This window comes from Catenuloplanes sp. NPDC051500 (assembly GCF_044454585.1).
Classification (GTDB): domain Bacteria; phylum Actinomycetota; class Actinomycetes; order Mycobacteriales; family Micromonosporaceae; genus Catenuloplanes.
The window spans coordinates 1-1,417 of sequence record NZ_JBITDX010000058.1 but is presented as its reverse complement, the minus strand read 5'-3'; the positions used below and the strand labels follow the sequence as shown (position 1 = coordinate 1,417).

Annotated in this window: 1 protein-coding gene; it reads right to left on the bottom strand. The window is 67.5% G+C overall.

What is annotated here, in order from left to right; translation table 11 throughout:
- Positions 1-58 precede the first annotated feature (58 nt).
- Complete coding sequence (locus tag ACIA8K_RS41225; RefSeq protein ID WP_396068963.1) at positions 59-1,303, bottom strand: IS256 family transposase; 1,245 nt, start codon at positions 1,301-1,303, stop codon at positions 59-61.
- Positions 1,304-1,417 lie beyond the last annotated feature (114 nt).

Sequence of the window (1,417 nt, the reverse complement as noted above, 5' to 3'; positions counted from 1 at the left end):
GGTCACGTCCAGCGGCGTGGTGTAAGAGGCGATCATCGCGTTTCCGCTGGTCATGATGTTAGGCGGCGATCTCGGTGATTGTCGTGTGGTCGGTGTCGTGTCGTGGGATATCGATCGTGGTGCCGCGTGCTTTGGTCAGGAGTTCGAGGCTCATGTAGCGGCGGCCTTCGGTCCATTCGTCGGTCTGTTCGGCGAGGACGGCGCCGACGAGGCGGATGATCGCGTCGCGGCCGGGGAAGATCCCGACGACGTCGGTGCGGCGGCGGATCTCCTTGTTCAGCCGTTCTTGCGGGTTGTTCGACCAGATCTGTTTCCAGGCCTCCCGCGGGAACGCGGTGAACGCGAGGAGGTCCTCGCGGGCGGCGTCGAGATGGTCGCCGGCCGCGGGGAACTTCGCCGTGATCGCGTCGACCGCGCGGGCGAACTGGGCGCGGACGGTTTCGGCGTCGGGCTGGTCGAAGATCGTGCGGACCAGTGTCGCGACCCATGGCTGTGCGCTCTTGGGGACTTTGCCGAGGAGGTTGCGCAGGTAGTGGGTGCGGCAGCGCTGCCACGCGGCGCCGGGCAACGCGGCGCCGATCGCGGCGACCAGGCCGCGGTGGCAGTCGGAGACGACCAGCCGGACTCCGGACAGGCCCCGGGCGGTCAGTGAGCGCAGGAACGCCAGCCAGCCGGCGCCGTCCTCTTCGCTGGCGACGTCGAGGCCCAGAACTTCCCGGCCGCCGTCGGCGTTCACGCCGACCGCGACGAGGGCGTGGACGTTCACGGTCCGTCCGGCCTCGCGGACCTTAATGGTCAAGGCGTCCATCCACACAAACGTGTAGTGCGCCGAATCAAGTGGCCGGTTCCGGAACGCCTCGACCTGGACGTCGAGGTGCCGGGCCATCTCCGAGACCTGGCTCTTCGACAACGACGCGACGCCGAGCTGCTCGACGAGTTTCTCCACCCTGCGTGTCGAGACCCCGAGCAGATACGCGGTCGCGACCACGGACACCAACGCCTGCTCGGCGCGGCGGCGGTGCTGCAACAGCCAGTCCGGGAAGTACGACCCCGTGCGCAGGCGCGGGATCGCCAGCTCGACGGTCCCGGCCCGGGTGTCCCACTCCCGCACCCGGTAGCCGTTACGGGAGTTCGTCCGCTCGGTGCTGCGCTCGCCGTAGCCCGCGCCGCAGAGCGCATCGGCCTCGGCAGACATCAGCGCGTCCGCGAACGTTTTCACCATCGCCCGCAACACATCAGGGCTCGCCGATTCCAGATGCTCGCGCATCAGGCTTCCAACGTTCACACTCGGTTCTGCGGTCATCGCACACTCCTTCTGGATCTTGGTCGATTTGAGAAGGATCCGCGATGACCGCGTCTTTGTCTCCCGAACCACCCCAAAGTGGGCGATTCGTACACCACCTCCGTGGACGTGACC